The organism is Streptomyces chengmaiensis (assembly GCF_029846775.1).
Lineage (GTDB): Bacteria > Actinomycetota > Actinomycetes > Streptomycetales > Streptomycetaceae > Streptomyces > Streptomyces chengmaiensis.
Genome location: NZ_JARWBG010000030.1, coordinates 66,205 through 85,890, shown reverse-complemented (window position 1 = coordinate 85,890; position 19,686 = coordinate 66,205). Strand labels below are relative to the sequence as shown.

Here is a 19,686-nt window from a genome sequence, read left to right as displayed (position 1 = left end):
CTCGCGCACCGCGGCGCCCCAGGGGCCGGGCAGTCCGTGCGCCGCCTCGTCGGCGACGGTGCGCACCGCGTGCTCGACGCGCTGGCGCGCGGTCAGCTCCTCCTCCGCCGGGGCCGCGGCGTCCGGCTGCGCCCCGAGCCCCGGTGTGCGCAGCCGCTCGTACCAGCGCCACAGCCGCAGCCAGGGCGACCCGCAGGCCCGGACGGCGTTCCTGCGCCACTCGCGCTCCGCCGCCTCGCCCGCGGCGGCGGCCCCGACCGCCTCGGCGAGCCTGGCCGAGAACTCGTCACGCGCCCGCTCGCTCAGCCCGGTCCGGCCTTCGGCGACGTACTCCCGCCGCAGCCGTGCGGCGGTCGCGTCCACATCGGCGGCGATCCGTCGCTCGGCGGCGGTCCGCTCTTGCACAAAGCGGCCCAGCTGTTCGCGCAGCTCCGCCACGCCCTCGCCGGTGAGTGCGGAGACGGCGTGCACGGCCGCGCCCGGCTCGCCGTGTTCGCCCAGGGCGATCCCGTCCTCGTCGAGGAGCCGGCGCAGATCGTCGAGGACTTGCGGGGCGGCGTCCCCGGGGAGCCGGTCGATCTGGTTGAGCACCACGAACGTGACCTCGGCATGCCCCGCCAGCGGCCGCAGGTACCGCTCGTGGAGCGCCGCGTCCGCGTACTTCTCCGGATCGACGACCCAGATCACCGCGTCCACCAGCGCCAGCACCCGGTCCACCTGCGCCCGGTGTCCGACCAGAGCCGAATCGTGGTCGGGCAGGTCGACGAGGACGAGGCCGTGCAGCTGCTCGTCGCCGTCGCCGCCCGCCAGCGGCCTGCGGCGCTGCCGCCCGGGGATGGCGAGCCGGTCGAGCAGCCCGGCGGCGCCGTCGGACCAGGTGCAGGCGATGGGGGCCCCGGTGGTCGGTCTGCGCAGCCCGGTCTCCGAGATGGGCACCCCGGCAAGCGCGTTGAACAGCGTGGACTTGCCGCTTCCGGTCGCCCCCGCGACCGCGACGACGGTGTGCCGTGCGGAGAGCCGCTGCCGGGCTGCCGCCTCGTCGAGGACGCGGCCGGCCTCGGCGAGCGTGCCGCCGTCCAGCCGCGTCCTGGAGAGTCCGACCAGTTCACGCAGGGCGTCCAGGCGCATCTTCAGGGGCCCTGCGTACGTTCCCCCGATGGGCTCGTGCTCGGCGTCCGGGGTGTCCCGCCCCGTCTCCGGCCGTCCGGCCGTGACGCGTCGTGCGATCACTCCGTCGTCCCAGCACCCCTCCTCGCCCTCCTCCCTCTCCTCGCCCTCCTCTCTCGGCGCGTTGTCGTTCTCGCCCCCCTTGCCCTCGACGCCCTCTGCGCCCTCTGCGCCCTCGACGGCGGCGGTCATGGCGGTCACCTCTCCTTCTGCAGTAGGGACAGCGCGGCGATCAGCTCGGCCTGCGGCTCCGGGGTCATGTCGAGCGCGTCGAGCGGCGCGAGGCGGCGGTCGCGTTCGCCGTGCAGTACGCGGTCGATATACGTCGTCGTCAGCTCGCCGCCCTTGTCGCGCAGCCGCAGCGCGATCTGGGCCCCGGCCCGCTCGGCGAGCTGCTCGCCCGCGGCGCGGGCCCTGCGCCCGCCGAGCAGGGCGGCGGCCAGCAGCGCGGCGACGGTCTCGGGGTCGGGCGCGGCGCCGCGCTCCAGGGTGCGGAGCTCCTCCTCGGCGAGCTCCTCCAGCACGCGCCGCCAGCGGCGTACGTCGATGCCGATCCGCTCGGCGGCCTCCGGGTCCAGCCGGCCCCGGGACCCGGCGCGCAGCACGGCGCGCGCGGCCGGCTCGCGCCGCCATGCCTCGTGCACCCGCTCCTCGGCGGCGGCGACGGCGCACTGGAGCAGCGCGGCGAGGCCTGCGACGAGGGAGTCCAGCAGCTCCGCCGGGGAGCTGTAGCGGGGGAAGCCCCGCCATCGGGTGCGGGCGTCCCCGGAGAGCACGACCCCCTCCGCCAGCCGCGCCAGGACGCGCTCCCGCTCCCTGGCGTACACGTCCTCGACGGCGGCCGTCAGTCGCACGGCGGCGGCGTACTGGGCGGCGGCGGCCCCGGCCAGCTCCGGCATCCGGACGCCGAGCGAGTCGATGACGCCGTTGGCCGTGCGCGCCACGGCCTGCTGCCGGGCCGCGGGGTCCTGCGCCCGGTGCGCGAGCCAGGAGAGCAGCGGGGCGACCGCGGTGTGCGGCAGCAGCCCGCTGCCGCCGCCAGCGGACTCGGGCAGCTCGGGGACGGTGAACCGGGGCACGTCCCCCAGCCCGGCCTTGGTCAGCAGCGCCGCGTACCGTCGGGAGACCTCCTCGATGACCTGGTGCGGCACCCGGTCGAGCACGGTCACCAGCGTGGCGTCGTACTCCTTCGCCGTACGCAGCAGATGCCAGGGCACGGCGTCCGCGTAGCGCGCGGCGGTGGTCACCATCACCCATACATCGGCGGCGCACATCAACTCGGCGGCCAGCAGCCGGTTCTCGACCACGAGGGAGTCGATGTCGGGGGCGTCGAGCAGCGCGAGCCCGCGGGGAAGGGCGCCTGCGGCCTCGATCCGCAGCGTCCGCTGTCCGGCGGCGCCTCCCCTCTTCCCGTCGTCGCCGTCCTGCTGCGGCGCCCATACACGTGTGAGCTGCGGCAGCACCCGCGCCGCCGCGAACCAGCCGTGGTCGTCGGGGTGGCAGACCAGCACCGGCGTCCGCGTGGTGGGTCTGAGCACCCCGGCCTCGCTGACGCAACGCCCGACAAGGGAGTTGACGAGCGTCGACTTCCCCGCGCCGGTGGATCCGCCGACGACCGCGAGCAACGGCGCTTCCGGCTCTCTGAGCCGGGGCACGAGATAGTCGTCGAGTTGCGCGAGAAGCTCGGCGCGGGTCTGTCGGGCACGTGGTGCACCGGGAAGGGGCAGAGGAAGACGCACAGCGGCGACACGGTCGCGCAGGGCGGAGAGTGCGTCGATCAGCTGAGGCCGTGCATCCAAGGTCACCACATGCGAAGAATGCCCAATTTTGGGGGATATTTGAAGCGTATGAGCATCTCTGCGCGCCGACCGGACACCCGGAACAGACGGGATGAGTGGGGCGCAGGCATAACGAGTAGACAACACCCGCGACGTGAGACGTGAAAAGCGCTGCGTGAATCGCACCTGCCTGCGATTATCGGGTTCGCTTCACCGAACCTCCACATCGCGCCATACAGGCGAAGCAACCGGGCCAAGGCCTCCGGAGCCCTATCCTTGTCCCCGGCAAAGGTCACGGACCACCCACCAGGGGCTCCAGGCCACCGAGGCCACCACCGGCCCCCGTAGCTCAGTGGATAGAGCAGGCGCCTTCTAAGCGCTTGGCCGCAGGTTCGAGTCCTGCCGGGGGCGCACAGCGCGCACCACCCGAAGGCCCTCCGCCCAGGAGGGCCTTTTCGCTGCTCAGGGGCAACCTAGCGGGAGCCGTGTCGGGCGCGCGTAAGCGCCGGGCCCTCCCCTTCGGATCTCGGGGACGGCCCGACGCCGTCCGGCCGTCACCGGGTCGCTGCGGGTGACCACGGTGGATGCGCGGTGGCGTCTCCGCCCGCCGGGGATACGGGTTCCGCGCCGATCGTCGCGCACCGGCCCTCCCCCGTCGGCAGCCGGCGGGGCACGGTGCGCAGCGAGATCGTCGGCATCGCCCACTCGGACCACGATGCGCTCCGACCCGGCCGCCGGGCGGGAGCCCCCCGACCCTCCCGCCCCGCGTGCCACGCCCGCCGCGCACCCGTCAGACGGGCATCCCTCAGACGGGCACCGAGACATAGTGCGTGCCCGCCTCGTTCTCGACCACGACCTCCCGGATGTCGGACGGCGCGACCGCCGCCGAGCCGTCGAGGTTGACGCCCTTGCCCGCGCCGTTCTCATGGGCGCCGACCACCCAGCCGCCCGCCGTCGTGCGGACCCCGTCCTTGGAGACCACGATCAGCCGGCAGCGCTCCCCCGAGGGAATGCCGCTGACCGAGGCATTGACCCGCACCCAGGCCGCGGCCGGAGTGATCTCGACCGCCATCCGGACCCCGGTGACGGGATCGGTCGCCGACGCCGCCTTCACGCCGGGCGGCGGGGTCGCCGGAGCGGTCGCACTCCCGGTCCCCGTCGGCACGGGCGGGCGGGCGACGTTCGCAGGGCCGTCGTCGCCCGTGCGGGTGCCCAGCCAGAACACGGCGGCCAGCGACGCCGCCGCGGCCAGACCGGCGACGGCCCAACGGCGCTGGGCGACGCCGGTGCGCTCGGCGCGCATCTGGCGCATGGTGCGCTGGAGCAGCAGATCGCCGCCGGGCGGCGGGCCGTCCAGAAACGCCTCTTCCGGCACCTCGCCGAGAGCGGCCTCCATCTCGCGCAGCTCGGCCAGCTCCTTTCTGCACCGCTCGCAGTCCGCCAGGTGCGTCTGCAGCGCCCCTGCGTCCGCCTCGTCGAGCACACCGAGGACGTAGGCGCCGAGCAGCTCGTCGTCGTGCTGTCGCATGGTCATGCCGCCACCTCCTGCAGCTTGGCCCGACCGCCGGTCTTTCCGGACTTCCTTGACTTCTTCGAGGACTTCTTCGAACCGCCCGGCCCTGCGGGACTGTTCGCATAGGCGTCGCGCAGCGCCTTGAGCGCATAGTGGGAACGGGACTTGACCGTTCCGGCCGGGATGCCGAGCGCCTGGGCCGTCTCGGCCACGGTGTGCTCCCGGAAGTACAGCTCCACCAGCACATCCCGGTGCTCCGCGGTCAGCTGGTCCAGGGCGCCCAGCACCGCCATCGAGTCGACGACGGCCTCGGCGTGGTCCTCGGCGACCGGCCCGGTCGTCGGGGACTCGGCGACCTCGGCGGGCCGCGCCGCCTTGGCGCGGTACCGGTCGGTGACGATGTTGCGGGCCACGGTCAGCAGCCAGCCGCGTACCGAGCCCTTGCCGTTGACCAGGGACTCGGAGTGCCGCCAGGCACGGATCAGGGTCTCCTGGACCACGTCCTCCGCGGCCCCCCGGTCTCCCGTCAGCCGGGTCGCATACGCGAGCAGTGCATTGCCGTGTTCCTCGTACAACGATCTGATCAGCGCCTCGTCCGTCGAGCTCCGCCGACCGCGGGACCATAGTCCAGCCATCCGCCCCACTCCGTCCTCTCCCCTTGCTGCGACGTGGCGGACACGCGCGGAAGACCTCGAACGGTTCACGTGAGCTGTGTCACGCATGCCGGGGGCGGGGGTCAGCAGCAGCGTCCGCCGTTCAGCCGTGCCGGGGCGGCCCCGCGCGTCAACACGGGGCCGGGCGCCCCGGCTATGACAGCGAGGCGGCCACCAGCAGCCCGAACGCCGCGAGGATCAGCAGCGTACGGACACGATGCAGCCGGTTCCAGCGGCCCTCGAACGCGGTGCGCACCTCGCTGTCGGGGATGGGGGTCGCGGCCGTCTCGGACGCGGCCAGCGCATTGTTCAGCGGGATGTTCCCGGCGATCGTCACCAGATGGTTGAGTACCGCGCAGACCAGCCCGGAGAGGATCAGCCACCGCTGTGCGTCCGACCGCCCCTCGACCGGAACGGCGAGGGCGGCCGCGGGGAAGGCGACGAGCCCGCCGAAGACGAGGAGGAAGACGAGGCGCGGGACGTCCTCGTTGATGCGGCGCATGGCGGAGACGAACTGCTGGTCCGGCAGCCGCGCCAGGGCGGGCATGATTCCCGTCAGAAAGATCAGCATGAACCCGGCGTACAGGCCGGCGGACACCACGGCGAGTGCGAGCAGCAAGGTCGGCATGGCGTACATGATGCTGCGGGGCGCGTCTCCCCCCGGACTCTCCCCCCACCCGCCCCTTCCCGCAACGGATGCTCCGCCCCCCACAGGCGCCCCAGCGGGCTGGATCCTCCAGCCCCGCCGGCGATCGGGCCGCGCACAAGCCCAGCCGCGATTGAGCGCGGTGTGTGTGTGTGGGGGGGGGAGCCCCGGGAAGGCTGGCGGTGCGTCAGTCGCGCAGCCCCCGCGCGCGGTCGATGGCGTCCGCCAGCTCCGACACCGCGCCGTCCTCCGTCGTCGCCGCCAGCTTCCTGGCGTGACCCGCCAGGCCGCGCAGGCCGGGCGCGCCGGGGAGTGAGCCGTCCCTCAGCGACTCGGCGAAGTACGCGGCCACCGCCGTGACCTGAAGCCTCGGGGAAACGTCCCCGCGCCACAGGGACGGGGCGATCGCGTCCGTCTCGATGGAGCCCGACCGCTCGTGCGGGGCGCGGCTCTTCGGGTCGAGCCAGCGTACGGTGGCCGTCGCGACATGGCCGCGCGCGCCCTCCCGGAGCCGTACGGCGTACAGGGCGGTCACGGTGTGGCCGGGGCCGATCTCCCCGCCGTCCACCCGGTCGTCGCGGAAGTCCTCGTCCTCGACCGCGCGGTTCTCGTAGCCGATGAGCTTGAACTGCCGTACCGTCTGCGGGTCGAACGCCACCTGCGCCTTGGCGTCGCGCGCCCGGAGTTCCAGATTGCGGGGGAGCTGGTCGACGAAGACCTTCCGCGCCTCGTCCTCGGTTGAGACGTACGTCGTGTGGCCGTCCCCCTTGTCGGCGAGCCGCTCCATCAGCGCGTCGCCGTACCGACTGCCGACGCCCACGCCGAAGAGAGTGATCCCGAACTCGCTGCGGGCGTCGTCGATCCGGTCCAGGATGGCGTCCGCCTCGGTCTCGCCGGTGTTGGCCAGCGCGTCGGAGAGCAGCACCACGCGATTGGTCGCCCCGCTCCTGCGGCCCTTGACGGCCACGTCGTATCCGGTGGTCACGCCCGCCTCCACATTGGTGGAGTCCCCCGCCTCCAGGCGGTCGACCACCCGGTGGACGCGGTCGCGGTGCGCCCCGAGCCGGGTCATCGGCAGCCGGGTCTCGGCCTCTTTGCTGAATGTGACGACGGCGATCGAGTCGTCGTCGCGGAGTTCGTCGGTCAGGATGCCGAGGGACTTCTTGACGAGGTCGAGGCGGCCGGGCTCGGACATGGAGCCGGAGACGTCGATGACGAACGTCAAGGCGGCGGGCGGACGTTCACCTGTCCGTTCAGAGAAACCTGTGGCGAGCCCCACCCGTACCAGTGACCATTCCCCATCGCCCGTGTCACTCTTTATCTCGCCCTCGACCTCCCCCTCGACGCCGGACGGGTCGGTGCGCGCGCCGTCGACCGACACCGAGAAGCCGTTCCCCCCGGGCTTGGGGTAGTCCTGCCGGAAGCTGTTGACGAACTCCTCCGGGCGTATGTCCTCCGGCCTGGGCAGCCGTCCGTCCTTCAGGGTGCGGCGGGCGTAGCCGTAGGAGGCGGTGTCCACGTCCAGCGCGAACGTCGACAGATAGTCGGCCGGCGGCCTGGACCGTTCCGGCTCGGCGAACTCCTCGTCCCTGCTCTTCCCGTCTTCCGGCCCCGGAGGCGCCGGGGCGCCGCCCCCGCCGTCCGGGGCGACGAGCCCGGGGCCGCGCCGCGCGTCGTCGGCGGAGGCGCGCTCCGGGCGGCCGCCTCCGTCGCTGCACCCCGCGGTCAGCAGCACACCTCCCGCCAGCAGCGCCGCCAGCGCCCCCCTGTACGTCCTCGCGGTCCACGCGCTCCGTGCGCAGAGTGTCATCCGGGCCCCCTGAGTCGTCGGCACTTGTGAATGTGACGCTCGGCTCGGCGGGCCGGAGCCGACGAAGGTGTTGCGGAAGAATCTCAATGCGGCAACGGAGGCCCCTCGTTGACGGTTCTGGCAAGGACTCGCCACTGCCTGATCAGGCTATTGTCACCATACGCAGCCATGTGAGTACATGGAGTGGCGGCGGTGGATAGATGCAAGGGGGTGATCGCCGTGTCGGCAATTCCGGGCTCCGTGCTCGGCGGCGGCGTCGGCGTCGGCGTCAGCGGCGGCGACGTAAGGGAGATGTCCCAGTTCGTCCTGCGGGACGCGCCGGGCAGACAGGTCCGCGGGGTGGCTCAGGTGCGGGCCGCACTCGGCAGACTGGTGCGTTCGGCCCGGCGCGAGCTGCTGAGCTTTGACGATCCCAGCGGGGCGCTGGGGCATGGCATCCCAGAGCCGTTTCTGGAGTTCGCCGCCTCCTGTGTGCAGACGGCCGGGGACCAGATCCCGGTGGTCCGGCGGGTCGCTCCGCGCCACGGTCTGGCCCACCTCCCCGCGCCCTGGCTGTGTCCGGGCGAGGCTCGGGTGACGGACTCCATTCCGTTCAAGCTGCTCGTCGCCGACCGCTCGATCGCCGCCGTCCCCCTCGATCTCGAACTGCACTACCACGGCGTACTGCTGATCCGTGACCCGGTCGTCGTACAGGCCCTGGTCCGGGTGCACCGGGCCTGGTGGGAGTGTGGCGACGCGGTGACGGACCAGGTCGAGCCCACCGGCCCGCCGTCCCATCTCCAGCCGGTGCTGCATGCGCTGCTGGCCGGTCTTACCGACGAGACCGCGGCGACCCGGCTCGGCATGTCGGGGCGCACCTACAGCCGCCGCGTCGGCGAACTGCTCACCGCCCTCGGCACGACCAGCCGCTTCCGCGCGGGAGCGGAAGCGGCGCGGCGCGGCTGGGTCTAGTGCCCCTCGCAGAGGGAGTGGAGGCGCGAGGCGGCCGCTTGTGGGGGCGGCCGCCTCGCGCAGGTCCGCACACCCGAAGGGGCGGGGTCCAAGAGACGAGCCTCAGGAGACGATGTCCTTCCGGGAGAAGTTCCTGAACGCCAGCGCGAAGAACACCAGCGCATAGGTCACCGAGACCGCCGCGCCCTTCACCATCCCGCTCCACTCCAACTGCGGCTGGAGCGCATCGATCCAGGCGAACTGCCAGTGCGCGGGGAGCACATCGCGCCAGGAGCCGAGTGCCGTGACCGCGTCGAGAACATTGCCGATGATCGTCAGGCCGACGGCACCGCCGACCGCGCCGAGCGGGGCGTCCGTCTTGGTGGAGAGCCAGAAGGCGAGCCCTGCGGTGACCAGTTGGGAGACGAAGACGAAGGCCACCGCCAGCCCGAGCCGTGCCAGGGTGTCCCCGGCGGCCAGGGAGCCTCCGGCAGGAAGCTTCAGCGGGCCCCAGCCATAGGCGAGCGTGCCCGTCGCCAGAGCGACCAGGGGAAGCAGCAGCATGGCCGCCGCGCTGAAGCCCAGCGCCACGGCCAGTTTGGACCACAGCAACCGGGCGCGCGGCACGGGCGCGGCCAGCAGATAGCGCAGCGAGGACCAGTTGGCCTCGGCCGCCACGGTGTCCCCGCAGAACAGCGCCACCGGCACCACCAGCAGAAAGCCAGCGGAGACGAAGAGACAGGTGGCGGCGAAGTTGGCACCGGACGCGGTCGCGGTGTCGATCAGCGTCACCCGCCCGCCGCCGTCCTCGTCGTCCGGGCCGCCGCCGATGGCGAAGGCTGCGATCAGCACCAGCGGCAGTGCGGCCAGCACCGCGCCCATCACCAGCGTGCGGCGACGCTTGAGCTGGCGCAGCGCCTCGACGCGCAGCGGCAGCGTGTGCCGGGCGCGGTATCCCGGGGCCGCGTCGAGCAGCGGCGGCGGGGCGGTCATGCGGAGCCTCCGATCAGAGTGAGGAACGCGTCCTCGAGTCGGCGGTGCGGGCCGACTCCCGTCAGCGGCACCTCCAGCCGCACCAGTTCGGCGATGAGCCGGGTGGCGCTCAGGGTCGCGGCCGTGTCGTCCAGCCGTACGAGCAGACCCTCGTCCACGCGGATCGCGGAACCGACCCCCGGCAGGGCGGCGATCTTCTCGACGAGCGGTTCCGCCACCTCCTGGGCGGTGGTGACCAGCAGGGTGTCGCTCTCCCCGGTGATCTCCGCGACCGGCCCGGCCTGTACCAGCCGCCCGCGGTCCATGACTGCCAGATGGGTGCAGGACTGCTCGACCTCCGCCAGCAGATGGCTGGAGACGATCACCGTCCGGCCCCCGGCCGCGTACCGGATCATCACCTCGCGCATCTCGCGGATCTGCGGCGGGTCCAGGCCGTTGGTCGGTTCGTCGAGGATGAGCAGATCCGGCAGACCGAGCATGGCCTGGGCGATGGCGAGCCGCTGCCGCATGCCCTGCGAGTAGGTGCGCACCGCGCGGGCGAGGGCGTCGCCGAGCCCCGCGATCTGCAGCGCCTGGTCGATATGGGCGTCGTCGGCGGGACGGCCGGTGGCCTTCCAGTAGAGCTCCAGATTGTCCCGCCCGGACAGATGCGGCAGAAAGCCCGCGCCTTCGACGAATGCCCCGACCCGGGACAGCACGGGTGCGCCCGGTCTGATCGCCTGGCCGAAGACGCGGATCTCGCCCTCGTCCGGGGAGATCAGCCCCATCAGCATGCGCAGGGTGGTGGTCTTGCCCGCTCCGTTGGGGCCGAGCAGTCCCAGCACCTGGCCCTTCTCTACGCGGAAGGACAGATCCTGGACGGCATAGCGGTCGGCGGACTTGGCGTAACGCTTCGTCAGCCCGGTGATCTGCAGCGGCACATCCGCGAGCGACGGGTCGGGGGCGGGTGCGACGGACCGGCGGCGGGCCGTGACCAGCAGGGCGGCGGCCAGGACCGCGCCCGCGGCGGGCAGCGCCCACGTCCACCAGGGCAGCCCGGCGGGCTGCGTCCGCACGCTGGGTGCGGTGGGCACGGACAGCCCGCCCGCGTCTGCGAGCCCCACCGTGTAGGAGGCCGGCTCGGCCGGGGAGGCATAGCCGAGGTCGGTGGCCGACAGCACCAGCCGCAGCCGGTGCCCCGCGTCGACCTCGTGGTCCACGGCGGGCAGGGTCAGTTCGACCTCCCAGCCCGTCTGCGCGCCGGTGACCCGGACCGGTGCGACCAGTTGTGCGGGCAGCACCTGGGAGCGGCCGTCGGGCCCGACGTCATAGACCTTGGCGAAGAGCACGGCGTCGCCGCTGTCGGAGGAGACCCGGACGCGGACGGTGGGCGATCCGGTGATGCGCAGCGACTGCCGCAGCGGGGCGGAGTCAAAGCGTGCGTGCTGTCCGGGGAAGTCCAGGGAGATGCCCACGCCGAGGGAGGTGCCGAGCTGTCCGAGGCCGCCGCCGAGACCGGGCACCGCCGAGACGGCGGGCGGGGCGGCGCCGGCCGGGCGCTCGAAGGTCTGCTCCCGCCCGATGAGCGCGAACTCCCGGACGCCGTCGGCGAGCCCGGGGTAGCGGTCGGCGACGGCGCCGCGCAGCAGTGCCCGTCCATCGGTGGAGTCGACGCCTCCGGTGCGGCTCACCCGGAAGGCGGGCCCGGTGCCCGCGGAGGCGTCGTCCTTGAGATGGCGGTCGAACCACCGCCTGATGCGGGCCTCGACACGGCTGGTCTCCCGGTCTCCGCCGTCGTGTCCCCCGGCGATCCAGTCGACCGCGACGGGCGCGCCGTTGGCGCTGATCCGCCGGGCCATGGCGTCGGCGTGCCCGAGCGGGAACAGGGAGTCGGTCTGGCCCTGCACGATCAGGGTGGGGACCTTGATGCGCTCGCCGACGGCGGAGGGGCTGCGGGAGCCGAGCAGCTCGCGGGCGGCCCGGTCGGGCCGGCCGGAGACCGCGACGCGTTCGTACATCGCGCAGAGCTGCTCTTCGAAGGTGTCGCAGCCGCCGCCCGCGGTGAAGAAGATCCCGGCCCAGAGCTTCTTGAACACGCCGTCGGGGAAGAGCGCGTCGGCGAGGTTCCAGTAGGTGATCCGGGGTGCGATGGCGTCCACGCGCGTGTCGTGGCCCGCGGCGAGCAGGGAGGTCGCACCGCCGTAGGAGACTCCGCTGACGCCGATGCGCGGGTCGCCCGCGGCGTCGAGCTGCACCTCGGGGCGGTCCGCCAGCCAGTCGATCAGCCGGGAGACGTCCTTGACCTCGTGTGCGGGGTCATTGAGTCCGATCTTTCCGGTGGAGTCGCCGAAGCCGCGGGCGGACCAGGTCAGCACGGCGTATCCGTCGCGGGCGAGTTGCTCGGCCTGGGCGCGGACGTCGTCCTTGCTGCCGCCGAAGCCATGGCCGAGGAGGACGGCCGGTCTGCGCCCGCCGCCCTCCGTGACGAAGTAGGAGGTGTCGATCTCCGCGCCGGGCATCCGCTGTACGAGGTCCTCGCGGTGCACGTCCGGCGCGCCGTCGTCGGCGACCGCGGTCCAGGTGCCCGCGCCGGCGAGGACGGCCAGCGCGGCCGCCGCCGCGATCCAGCGTCCGCGCGCCCAGGACGGCAGGGACGGGCGGGGGAGTCGGATCTGCATGGGACGACCCTAAGCGGAGGGCGGTGGCCGCCCGGCTGCCGCGGGGCGGAATTCGCGAGCCTCCTTGAGGAGTACGCACTACGGTCGCCCTACACCAGACGCGGTATGCGAAAGGGATACATGTGAATATCAGGCGTGCGACGGCGGTCTCCGAGTTGATGGGCGCGGACCATCTCTACGACCGTCCTGCCCGCCCGGAGTGGGCTGAGCGCTTTCTCGCCGCCCCCGGGCATCTGATGCTGATCGCCTACGCGGACGACGGCAGGCCCGTAGGCATGGTCTCGGGCATCGAGATGCTGCATCCGGACAAGGGCACGGAGATGTGTCTGTACGAGCTGTCGGTGGACGAGGCGCACCGCAGGCGCGGCGTCGGCCGGGCGCTGACCGAGGCGCTGGCCGAGGCCGCGCGGGAGCGGGGCTGCTACGACATGTGGGTCGGGGTGGACACGGACAACGACGCGGCGCTTGCGACATACCGGTCGGCGGGCGGCGAGGATGACGGGGTGTGCGCCGTCATCACCTGGCGGTTCCCGGCGCCGGGCCCGGCCGGCGGGCGTTGACCAGCCGGAGGCGGGCGACGAGCCGGACCCCGTCGGCGTCTTCGCAGGAGCGGAACAGGTCGGTGGCGGCGGTGCGCGCCCGGTCGAGGGAGTGGGGGTCGGCGTCGCGGAGCCGGTGCCGCATCGGCCCCATTCCGAAGAGGAACTCGGCGGCCGTGTCCGCGTCCTCGCCCCGGTGCTGCAGCGTCTCCAGACTGTCCTCGGCCGCGTCCCCAAGCGCCGGCCGGGCTTGAGACGAGTCCCTTGGGGGCGCCTGTCGGGGGTGTCCCCGGACGGGGTCCGGGGGCGGCAGCCGGGTGAGATCGAGGTGCGGGGTCCGGGGCGGAGCCCCAGGCTCGGGCGGCTTGGCGGCGGGGGAAAATCGGTGGCCCCGGAACAGCCCTGCGGGGTCTACTGGATCCCGTCGGGCGCACGCGCCACGGCCCGTATGGGACGGGGGTCCGTACGGGCCGTTCTCGTCTGCGCGTCCTGTTTCGTCTGCGGCGTCCAGGCCGACGCCTGCCGCCCCTCGGCGGCAGGACCCGGGGCCCGGCGGCCCGGGGCGCGGATCGCCGGGGCCTGGCGACCCGCGCCGGGCAGCGCGTGAGCGCTCAGTCGTGGCGGGGGAAGCCCAGGTCCACTCCGGCCGGCGCCTCCGACGGGTCGGGCCAGCGGCTGGTGACGACCTTGCCGCGAGTGTAGAAGTGCACGCCGTCGTTGCCGTAGATGTGGTGGTCGCCGAAGAGCGAGTCCTTCCAGCCGCCGAAGGAGTGGTAGCCCACCGGCACCGGGATCGGCACGTTGACGCCGACCATGCCCGCCTGGACCTCCAGTTGGAAGCGGCGGGCCGCGCCGCCGTCGCGGGTGAAGATCGCGGTGCCGTTGCCGAAGGGCGAGGCGTTGATGAGGGCGACGCCGTCCTCGTACGTCTCGGCGCGCAGCACGCACAGCACCGGGCCGAAGATCTCGTCGCGGTAGGCGTCGGAGTCCACGGCCACCTTGTCGAGCAGCGACAGTCCGATCCAGTGGCCGTCCTCGTACCCGTCCACGGTGAATCCGGTGCCGTCGAGGACGACATCGGCGCCCTGGGCGGCCGCGCCGGTCACATAGGAGGCGACCTTGTCGCGGTGGGCCTTGGTGATCAGCGGGCCCATCTCGGACGCCGGGTCGTCGCCCGGGCCGATCTTGATCTTCTCGGCGCGTTCGCGGATCTTCTCCACCAGCTCGTCTCCGATCGCGCCGACCGCGACGACCGCGGAGATCGCCATGCAGCGCTCCCCTGCGGAGCCGTACGCGGCCGACACGGCGGCGTCCGCGGCCGCGTCCAGATCCGCGTCGGGCAGCACCAGCATGTGGTTCTTGGCGCCGCCGAGCGCCTGTACGCGCTTGCCGTTGGCGGACGCGGCGGTGTGGATGTACTTCGCGATGGGAGTGGAGCCTACGAAGGACACCGCGGTCACGTCCGGGTGGGCGAGCAGCGCGTCGACGGCGACCTTGTCGCCGTGCACCACGTTGAGCACGCCGTCCGGCAGTCCGGCCTCCGCGGCCAGTTCGGCCAGCAGGTTGGCGGCGGAGGGGTCCTTCTCGCTGGGCTTGAGGACGAAGGTGTTGCCGCAGGCGACGGCGAGGGGGAACATCCACATCGGCACCATGGCCGGGAAGTTGAACGGGGTGATGCCGGCGACGACGCCCAGCGGCTGGCGGATCGCGGCCACGTCGACCCGGCTGGAGACCTGGGTGGACAGCTCGCCCTTGAGCTGGGTGGTGATGGAGCACGCCAGCTCCACGATCTCCAGTCCGCGGGCGACCTCTCCCAGCGCGTCGGAGTGCACCTTGCCGTGCTCGGCGGTGATCAGCGCTGCGATGTCGTCGCGGCGGGCGTCCAGCAGCGCACGGTAGCGGAAGAGGATCGCGGTGCGCTGGGCCAGCGAGGAGGCGCCCCAGGTCCGGTACGCCTCCTTGGCGGCGGCGACCGCCGCGCCGACCTCCTCGGCCGAGGCGAGGGCGACCTGCGTGGTGACCGCGCCGGTGGCGGGATCGGTGACCGGGCCCCAGTTGCCCGACGCACCCTCGACGGCCTTGCCACCGATCCAGTGGTTGACGGTCTTCATTGCTCGTGCTCCTTCACAGATGGCGGCGTCCACGGATGGCGGCGGCGGTCACAGATGGCGACGGCGGGCGGCGGCTTGCCGTTCGTACTCTTCCCGGGCCTTGACCGCCGACGGGCGGGTCGCGGTCTCGGCCACCGGAACATCCCACCACGCCTGTGCCGGGGGCGCGCCCGACACAGTGTCTGCCGTTTCGGTCTCGATGTAGACACCTGCGGGGACCTTTGCGGCGCGCACTTCGGCGAGGGCCTCGCGCAGTTCGCCGACGGTCTTCGCGCGGATCATGCGCAGGCCGAGGGAGGCGGCGTTGGCGGCGAGGTCGACGGGGAGGGGGTCTCCGGTGTAGCTGCGGTCGGCGGCGGACCGGGAGCGGTAGGCGGTGCCGAAGCGTTCCGCGCCCACCGACTCGGAGAGGCCGCCGATCGAGGCGTATCCGTGGTTCTGGACGATGACCACCTTGATCGGGACGTTCTCCTGGACTGCGGTGACGATCTCGGTGGGGTTCATCAGATAGGTGCCGTCGCCGACGAGCGCCCAGACGGGCCGGCCGGGGGCGGCGAGCGCCACGCCGATGGCGGCGGGCAGCTCATAGCCCATGCAGGAGTAGCCGTACTCGACGTGGTACTGGTCCGTGGCGCGCGGCCGCCACAGCTTGTGCAGATCGGCGGGGAGCGATCCGGCCGCGTTGATCACGATGTCGTCGCCGGTGACCAGCGCGTCGAGAGCGCCGAGCAGCTGGGTCTGGGTGGGGCGGGCGTCGGGGTCCTCGGCCGCGTAGGCGGCGGTCACCCGCCGCTCCCAGTCCGCCTTGCCCTGGGTGTACCGGAGCTCGTAGCCGTGCTCGACGCGGGCGCCGAGGGTGCGCAGGGCGACGGTCAGCTCGTCGAGCGTGGTGCGTGCGTCGCCGAGCAGGGTCCGGCCGGACATCTTGTGGGCGTCGAAGCCCGTGATGTTGAGGTTGAGGAAGCGGACGTCCGGGTTCTGGAAGAGCGTCGAGGAGGCGGTGGTGAAGTCGGTCCACCGGGTGCCGACGCCGATGACCAGATCGGCGGCGCGGGCCAGTTCGTCGGCGACCGCGGTGCCGGTGTGGCCGATGCCGCCGAGGTCGCAGGGGTGGTCGTGGCGCAGCGCGCCCTTGCCCGCCTGGGTGGAGGCGACGGGGATGCCCGTGGTCTCGGCGAGCACGCGCAGCGACTTCTCGGCCTCGCTGTGGCGTACGCCTCCGCCCGCGACGATCAGGGGGCGGCGGGCGGCCCGTACGGCGGCGACGGCCTGGGCCAGCTCATGGGCGTCGGGCCTGGGGCGGCGCACGGTCCACACCCGCGGGGCGAGGAACTCCTCGGGCCAGTCGTACGCCTCCGCCTGCACATCCTGCGGCAGCGCGAGGGTGACCGCGCCGGTCTCGGCCGGGTCGGCGAGCACCCGCATGGCCGCCAGGGCGGCTGGGATGAGCGCCTCGGGTCGGGTGACGCGGTCGAAGTAGCGGCTGACGGGCCGCAGCGCGTCATTGACGGACACATCGCCCGCGGAGGGGACTTCGAGCTGCTGGAGCACCGGGTCGGCGGGGCGGGTGGCGAAGGTGTCGCCGGGCAGGAGCAGCACGGGCAGCCGGTTGACGGTGGCCAGGGCGGCGCCGGTGACCAGGTTGGTCGCTCCGGGGCCGATGGAGGTGGTGACGGCGTGGGCGGACAGCCGGCGGGACTGGCGGGCGTAGCCGACGGCGGCGTGCACCATGGCCTGTTCGTTGCGGCCCTGGAAGTACGGCATCTCCGTGCCGGACTCCAGCAGCGCCTGTCCGAGCCCGGCGACGTTGCCGTGGCCGAAGATGCCCCAGGTGGCGCTGATCAGCCGGTGGCGGCGGCCGTCGCGCTCGGTGTACTGGCGGGCGAGGAAGGCGAGGAGGGCCTGGGCGACGGTGAGCCGCCGGGTGCCCTGGTGTGAGTCTGCTGCGTTCATCGGGGGTTCTCCTCGCTGTCGGATCCCGCGGCTGTGTACAGGGGGAGCCGGGGGTCGACGGGCTGCGACGGCCAGGTGTCGCGGATCCAGGCGTGGTCGGGGTGGTCGCAGATCAGCCACTGCCGCTCGGGGCCCGGCCCGGCCATCACGTTGAGGTAGTACATGTCCCGTCCGGGCGCGGCGATGGAGGGGCCGTGCCAGCCGTCGGGGATGAGCACGGCGTCGCCGGTGCGGACCTCGGCGAGCGTGTCGGCGCCGCCGGGACGGGACGGGGAGACGCGGTGGTAGCCGAGGCCGTCGTCCGCGATCTCGAAGTAGTAGATCTCCTCGAGCGCGGACTCGACGCCGGGCCGGTGCTCGTCGTGCTTGTGCGGGGGGTACGAGGACCAGTTGCCGCCGGGGGTGAGGACCTCGACCGCGATCAGCCTGTCGCACTCGAAGACCCCGGCGGCGGCGAAGTTGTTCACCTGGCGGGAGCAGACGCCGGCGCCGCGCAGCTCGACGGGAACCTCCGGCGCGGGGCCGTAGCGAGCGGGGAGTCGTCGCTCGCACTTCGCTCCTGCCAGGGCGAAGCGGCCCCCCGCGCCGGAGGCGATCTGGGCATGGGCGTCGCGCGGCACATAGGCGAAGTCGCTGACCCCGCTGAACACGCTCTTCCTGCCCTGCAGTTCAAAGATCCCGTCATCGACGCGCACCGTGCAACCGCCGCTGAGCGGCAGCACGATCCACTCGCTGTCGCCGGCAGCGAGGGTGTGGGCGCCGCCGGGCGCGAGCTGAAGGACGCGGAGCGCGGAGTACCCCCAGCCGGCGTCCTCGGGGTCGACGCGCAGTGCGTAGGGCGGGTCGGCGGCGTGCCCGGCGGCCACGTAGGGCGGGCGGGCGGTGTGCTGTCCGGTGTGGTGGTCCATGGTCTGTGCGTACCCCCTACAGAAGCCCTACGGCGGTGTCGACCGCCGCCGTGACGTCGCCGTCGACCGGATAGAGCAGTGAACGGCCCACCACCAGCCCCTGCACGGTGGGAAGTTGCAGCGCCCCGCGCCACTTCTCGTACGCGCCTTCCTGGTCGTCGCCGATCTCGCCGCCGAGGAGCACGGCGGGCAGTGTGGAGCTCTCCATCACCGCGGCCATGTCGGCGGGGTCGTCGGTGACGGGCACCTTCAGCCAGGTGTACGCAGAGGTGCCCGCGAGTCCGGAGGCGATGGCGATGGAGCGGGTGACCGCTTCCGCGCTGAGATCGTTGCGGAGGCGGCCGTCGGCGCGGTGACATATGAACGGCTCGATGAAGACGGGCAGCTGACGCTCCGCCATCTCGTCGACGGCGCGGGCCGCGGAGTGCAGGGTGTCCAGGGAGCCGGGGTCGTCGTAGTCGATGCGCAGCAGCAGCTTGCCCGCGTCGAAGCCGAGGCGCGCCAGGTCCTGGGCGCGGTGGCCGGTGAAGCGGTCGTCGAGCTCGAAGACGGCGCCGGAGAGTCCGCCGCGATTCATGGACCCCATGACGACCTTGTCGTCGAGCGCGCCGAGGAGCAGCAGGTCGTCGAGGATGTCGGCGGTGGCGAGGACTCCGTCGACGCCTGGCCGGGAGAGCGCGAGGCAGAGGCGCTCCAGCAGGTCGAGCCGGTTGGCCATGGCGAGCCTGCTGTCGCCGACGCCGAGCGCGCCGCGGGCCGGATGGTCCGCCGCGATGATCATCAGCCGTCCGTTCTCCCCGACGAGGCGCGGCCGTCTGCGCCGCCGTGCGGCGGCCTCGGCGACGGCCTCGGGATGCCGGGTGCGGATCGCGACGAGCTCTGAGATGTCGACGGCGTTCACACCGCACCTCCGTGGCTGCGGGGTCCGCCGCCTTCGGGCGCCTGACGGCCCCTCGGTTCTCTGACGGAGCCGCCGGGCGGGGGTTGCGGCGGTATGGGACCGCCGGTGACGACTTGGGCGACTTCGGGGTCGTACGGCATGGCGGAGGAGCAGGCGAGGCGGGAGGCCACGATCGCGCCCGCCGCGTTGGCGTAGCCCATCACGCGGGGCAGCTCCCAGCCGGCGAGCAGGCCGTGGCACAGCGCCCCGCCGAACGCGTCGCCCGCGCCGAGGCCGTTGACCACGTCGACCGGGACGGGCGGGATCTCCGCCTCGTCGCCGTCGCGGGAGACGGCCAGCACGCCCTTGGGGCCCTGCTTGACGACCGCGAGGTGCACGCCCGCGGCGAGCAGCGCTCGGGCTGCGGCCCGCGGTTCGCGCTCGCCGGTGGCGACCTCGCACTCGTCGAGGTTGCCGACGGCGACGGTCGCATGCGCCAGCGCCTCGGCGTAGTACCGCCGGGTGTCCTCTGCTCGGCCCTGCCAGAACATCGGCCGCCAGTCGAGGTCGAACACCGTGAACCCGTCGCCGGGCGTCCGGGCGGCCAGCGCCGCCAGCGTCGAGCCGCGACTGGGCTCCGTGCACAGGCCGGTGCCCGTCATCCAGAAGACCCGTGCGTCGCGGATCGCGTCCAGGTCCAGCTCATGGTCGTGGATCTGGAGGTCGGGGGCCTTCGGCTGCCGGTAGAAGTAGAGCGGGAAGTCGTCCGGCGGGAAGATCTCGCAGAACGTCACCGGCGTCGGAGCGGAGTCGACGGGCGTCACCCACCGGTCGTCCACCCCGAACTCCCGCAGTGCCTGGTGGAGGTAGTCCCCGAAGGCGTCGCGGCCGGTGCGGGTGACGACCGCCGTCCGGCGGCCGAGCCTGGCCGCGGCGACGGCGACGTTCGTCGCGGAGCCGCCGAGGAACTTCCCGAACGTGTCGACCTGTGCCAGCGGCACCCCGGTCTGCAGCGGATAGATGTCCACACCGATGCGTCCCATGGTGATCACGTCGTACGGCTGAGGCATACGCGTCCCTTCGGCTCGACGACGGTCGCCGGCTGCCCTCAGGTCTAGTCGCCCCTGCGGAACCCTGTCAACATTTTG

Annotated in this window: 15 protein-coding genes and 1 tRNA gene; 3 read left to right on the top strand and 13 right to left on the bottom strand. The window is 73.0% G+C overall.

Translation table 11 applies throughout. The features are described 5' to 3' along the window. A partial coding sequence (locus QCN29_RS23550) for a YfjP family GTPase (protein ID WP_279930620.1) occupies positions 1 to 1,359 on the bottom strand: 1,359 nt, incomplete at its 3' end. 5 nt (positions 1,360 to 1,364) lie between these two features. Then, on the bottom strand, positions 1,365 to 2,966 hold the full coding sequence (locus QCN29_RS23545) for a GTPase domain-containing protein (protein WP_279930616.1): 1,602 nt from the start codon (positions 2,964 to 2,966) through the stop codon (positions 1,365 to 1,367). Between the two features lie 317 nt (positions 2,967 to 3,283). On the opposite strand from QCN29_RS23545, the gene QCN29_RS23540 reads away from it, so the two are divergent. Further along, positions 3,284 to 3,356: transfer RNA gene (locus tag QCN29_RS23540), tRNA-Arg, on the top strand. A 394-nt stretch (positions 3,357 to 3,750) separates the two neighbouring features. On the opposite strand, the gene QCN29_RS23535 is transcribed toward QCN29_RS23540, so the two are convergent. The 4 genes from QCN29_RS23535 to QCN29_RS23520 form a co-directional block, all read right to left on the bottom strand. After that, a complete protein-coding gene (locus QCN29_RS23535) occupies positions 3,751 to 4,479 on the bottom strand; it encodes an anti-sigma factor family protein (protein ID WP_279930614.1) in 729 nt (242 codons plus the stop codon). Then, positions 4,476 to 5,093, bottom strand: a complete 618-nt coding sequence (locus tag QCN29_RS23530) for a sigma-70 family RNA polymerase sigma factor (RefSeq protein ID WP_240135509.1) — start codon at positions 5,091 to 5,093, stop codon at positions 4,476 to 4,478. The genes QCN29_RS23535 and QCN29_RS23530 overlap by 4 nt, the downstream gene beginning before the upstream one ends. 172 nt (positions 5,094 to 5,265) lie before the next feature. After that, positions 5,266 to 5,739 carry an anthrone oxygenase family protein gene (locus tag QCN29_RS23525; protein WP_279930612.1) on the bottom strand — a complete coding sequence of 158 codons (474 nt, stop codon included), beginning with the start codon at positions 5,737 to 5,739 and terminating at the stop codon, positions 5,266 to 5,268. Positions 5,740 to 5,944: 205 nt separating this feature from the next. Beyond that, a complete protein-coding gene (locus QCN29_RS23520) occupies positions 5,945 to 7,567 on the bottom strand; it encodes a vWA domain-containing protein (protein WP_279930610.1) in 1,623 nt (540 codons plus the stop codon). Positions 7,568 to 7,759: 192 nt separating this feature from the next. Here QCN29_RS23520 and QCN29_RS23515 point away from each other — a divergent pair, with 192 nt between their 5' ends. Beyond that, positions 7,760 to 8,518 (top strand): DNA-binding response regulator, encoded by a 759-nt coding sequence (locus QCN29_RS23515; protein ID WP_279930609.1) that lies wholly within the window; start codon positions 7,760 to 7,762, stop codon positions 8,516 to 8,518. A 102-nt stretch (positions 8,519 to 8,620) separates the two neighbouring features. Here the strand turns inward: QCN29_RS23515 and QCN29_RS23510 are convergent, their stop codons facing one another. Both QCN29_RS23510 and QCN29_RS23505 read right to left on the bottom strand, forming a co-directional pair. After that, entirely contained in the window at positions 8,621 to 9,490 is an 870-nt protein-coding gene (locus tag QCN29_RS23510; RefSeq protein ID WP_279930608.1) for an ABC transporter permease, read from the bottom strand. Further along, positions 9,487 to 12,147 carry an alpha/beta fold hydrolase gene (locus QCN29_RS23505; RefSeq protein WP_279930607.1) on the bottom strand — a complete coding sequence of 887 codons (2,661 nt, stop codon included), beginning with the start codon at positions 12,145 to 12,147 and terminating at the stop codon, positions 9,487 to 9,489. Before QCN29_RS23505 ends, QCN29_RS23510 begins: the two co-directional genes overlap by 4 nt. Positions 12,148 to 12,269: 122 nt before the next feature. On the opposite strand from QCN29_RS23505, the gene QCN29_RS23500 reads away from it, so the two are divergent. After that, entirely contained in the window at positions 12,270 to 12,707 is a 438-nt protein-coding gene (locus QCN29_RS23500; protein WP_279930606.1) for a GNAT family N-acetyltransferase, read from the top strand. 590 nt (positions 12,708 to 13,297) lie between these two features. Here the strand turns inward: QCN29_RS23500 and mmsA are convergent. Genes mmsA through iolC form a run of 5 tightly spaced genes read right to left on the bottom strand, consistent with a single transcriptional unit; the run spans position 13,298 to position 19,608 of the window. Beyond that, complete coding sequence (gene mmsA / locus QCN29_RS23495) at positions 13,298 to 14,797, bottom strand: CoA-acylating methylmalonate-semialdehyde dehydrogenase (RefSeq protein ID WP_240135516.1); 1,500 nt, start codon at positions 14,795 to 14,797, stop codon at positions 13,298 to 13,300. A gap of 48 nt (positions 14,798 to 14,845) precedes the next feature. Then, positions 14,846 to 16,750 carry a 3D-(3,5/4)-trihydroxycyclohexane-1,2-dione acylhydrolase (decyclizing) gene (gene iolD, locus QCN29_RS23490; protein WP_279930603.1) on the bottom strand — a complete coding sequence of 635 codons (1,905 nt, stop codon included), beginning with the start codon at positions 16,748 to 16,750 and terminating at the stop codon, positions 14,846 to 14,848. After that, positions 16,747 to 17,658, bottom strand: coding sequence for a 5-deoxy-glucuronate isomerase (gene iolB, locus QCN29_RS23485; RefSeq protein WP_279930601.1), 912 nt, complete (start codon positions 17,656 to 17,658; stop codon positions 16,747 to 16,749). The genes iolD and iolB overlap by 4 nt, the downstream gene beginning before the upstream one ends. Before the next feature lie 16 nt (positions 17,659 to 17,674). Beyond that, complete coding sequence (locus QCN29_RS23480; RefSeq protein ID WP_240135519.1) at positions 17,675 to 18,559, bottom strand: Cgl0159 family (beta/alpha)8-fold protein; 885 nt, start codon at positions 18,557 to 18,559, stop codon at positions 17,675 to 17,677. Then, on the bottom strand, positions 18,556 to 19,608 hold the full coding sequence (gene iolC, locus QCN29_RS23475; protein ID WP_279930600.1) for a 5-dehydro-2-deoxygluconokinase: 1,053 nt from the start codon (positions 19,606 to 19,608) through the stop codon (positions 18,556 to 18,558). The genes QCN29_RS23480 and iolC overlap by 4 nt, the downstream gene beginning before the upstream one ends. Positions 19,609 to 19,686 lie beyond the last annotated feature (78 nt).

What these genes read in the sequence shown, in the direction of transcription:
- QCN29_RS23535 (WP_279930614.1), bottom strand. Translation starts at nt 4,479, where the DNA reads ATGACCATGCGACAGCACGACGACGAGCTGCTCGGCGCCTACGTCCTC.
- QCN29_RS23530 (WP_240135509.1), bottom strand. Translation starts at nt 5,093, where the DNA reads ATGGCTGGACTATGGTCCCGCGGTCGGCGGAGCTCGACGGACGAGGCG.
- QCN29_RS23525 (WP_279930612.1), bottom strand. Translation starts at nt 5,739, where the DNA reads ATGCCGACCTTGCTGCTCGCACTCGCCGTGGTGTCCGCCGGCCTGTAC.
- QCN29_RS23520 (WP_279930610.1), bottom strand. Translation starts at nt 7,567, where the DNA reads ATGACACTCTGCGCACGGAGCGCGTGGACCGCGAGGACGTACAGGGGG.
- QCN29_RS23510 (WP_279930608.1), bottom strand. Translation starts at nt 9,490, where the DNA reads ATGACCGCCCCGCCGCCGCTGCTCGACGCGGCCCCGGGATACCGCGCC.
- QCN29_RS23505 (WP_279930607.1), bottom strand. Translation starts at nt 12,147, where the DNA reads ATGCAGATCCGACTCCCCCGCCCGTCCCTGCCGTCCTGGGCGCGCGGA.
- mmsA (WP_240135516.1), bottom strand. Translation starts at nt 14,797, where the DNA reads ATGAAGACCGTCAACCACTGGATCGGTGGCAAGGCCGTCGAGGGTGCG.
- iolD (WP_279930603.1), bottom strand. Translation starts at nt 16,750, where the DNA reads ATGAACGCAGCAGACTCACACCAGGGCACCCGGCGGCTCACCGTCGCC.
- iolB (WP_279930601.1), bottom strand. Translation starts at nt 17,658, where the DNA reads ATGGACCACCACACCGGACAGCACACCGCCCGCCCGCCCTACGTGGCC.
- iolC (WP_279930600.1), bottom strand. Translation starts at nt 19,608, where the DNA reads ATGCCTCAGCCGTACGACGTGATCACCATGGGACGCATCGGTGTGGAC.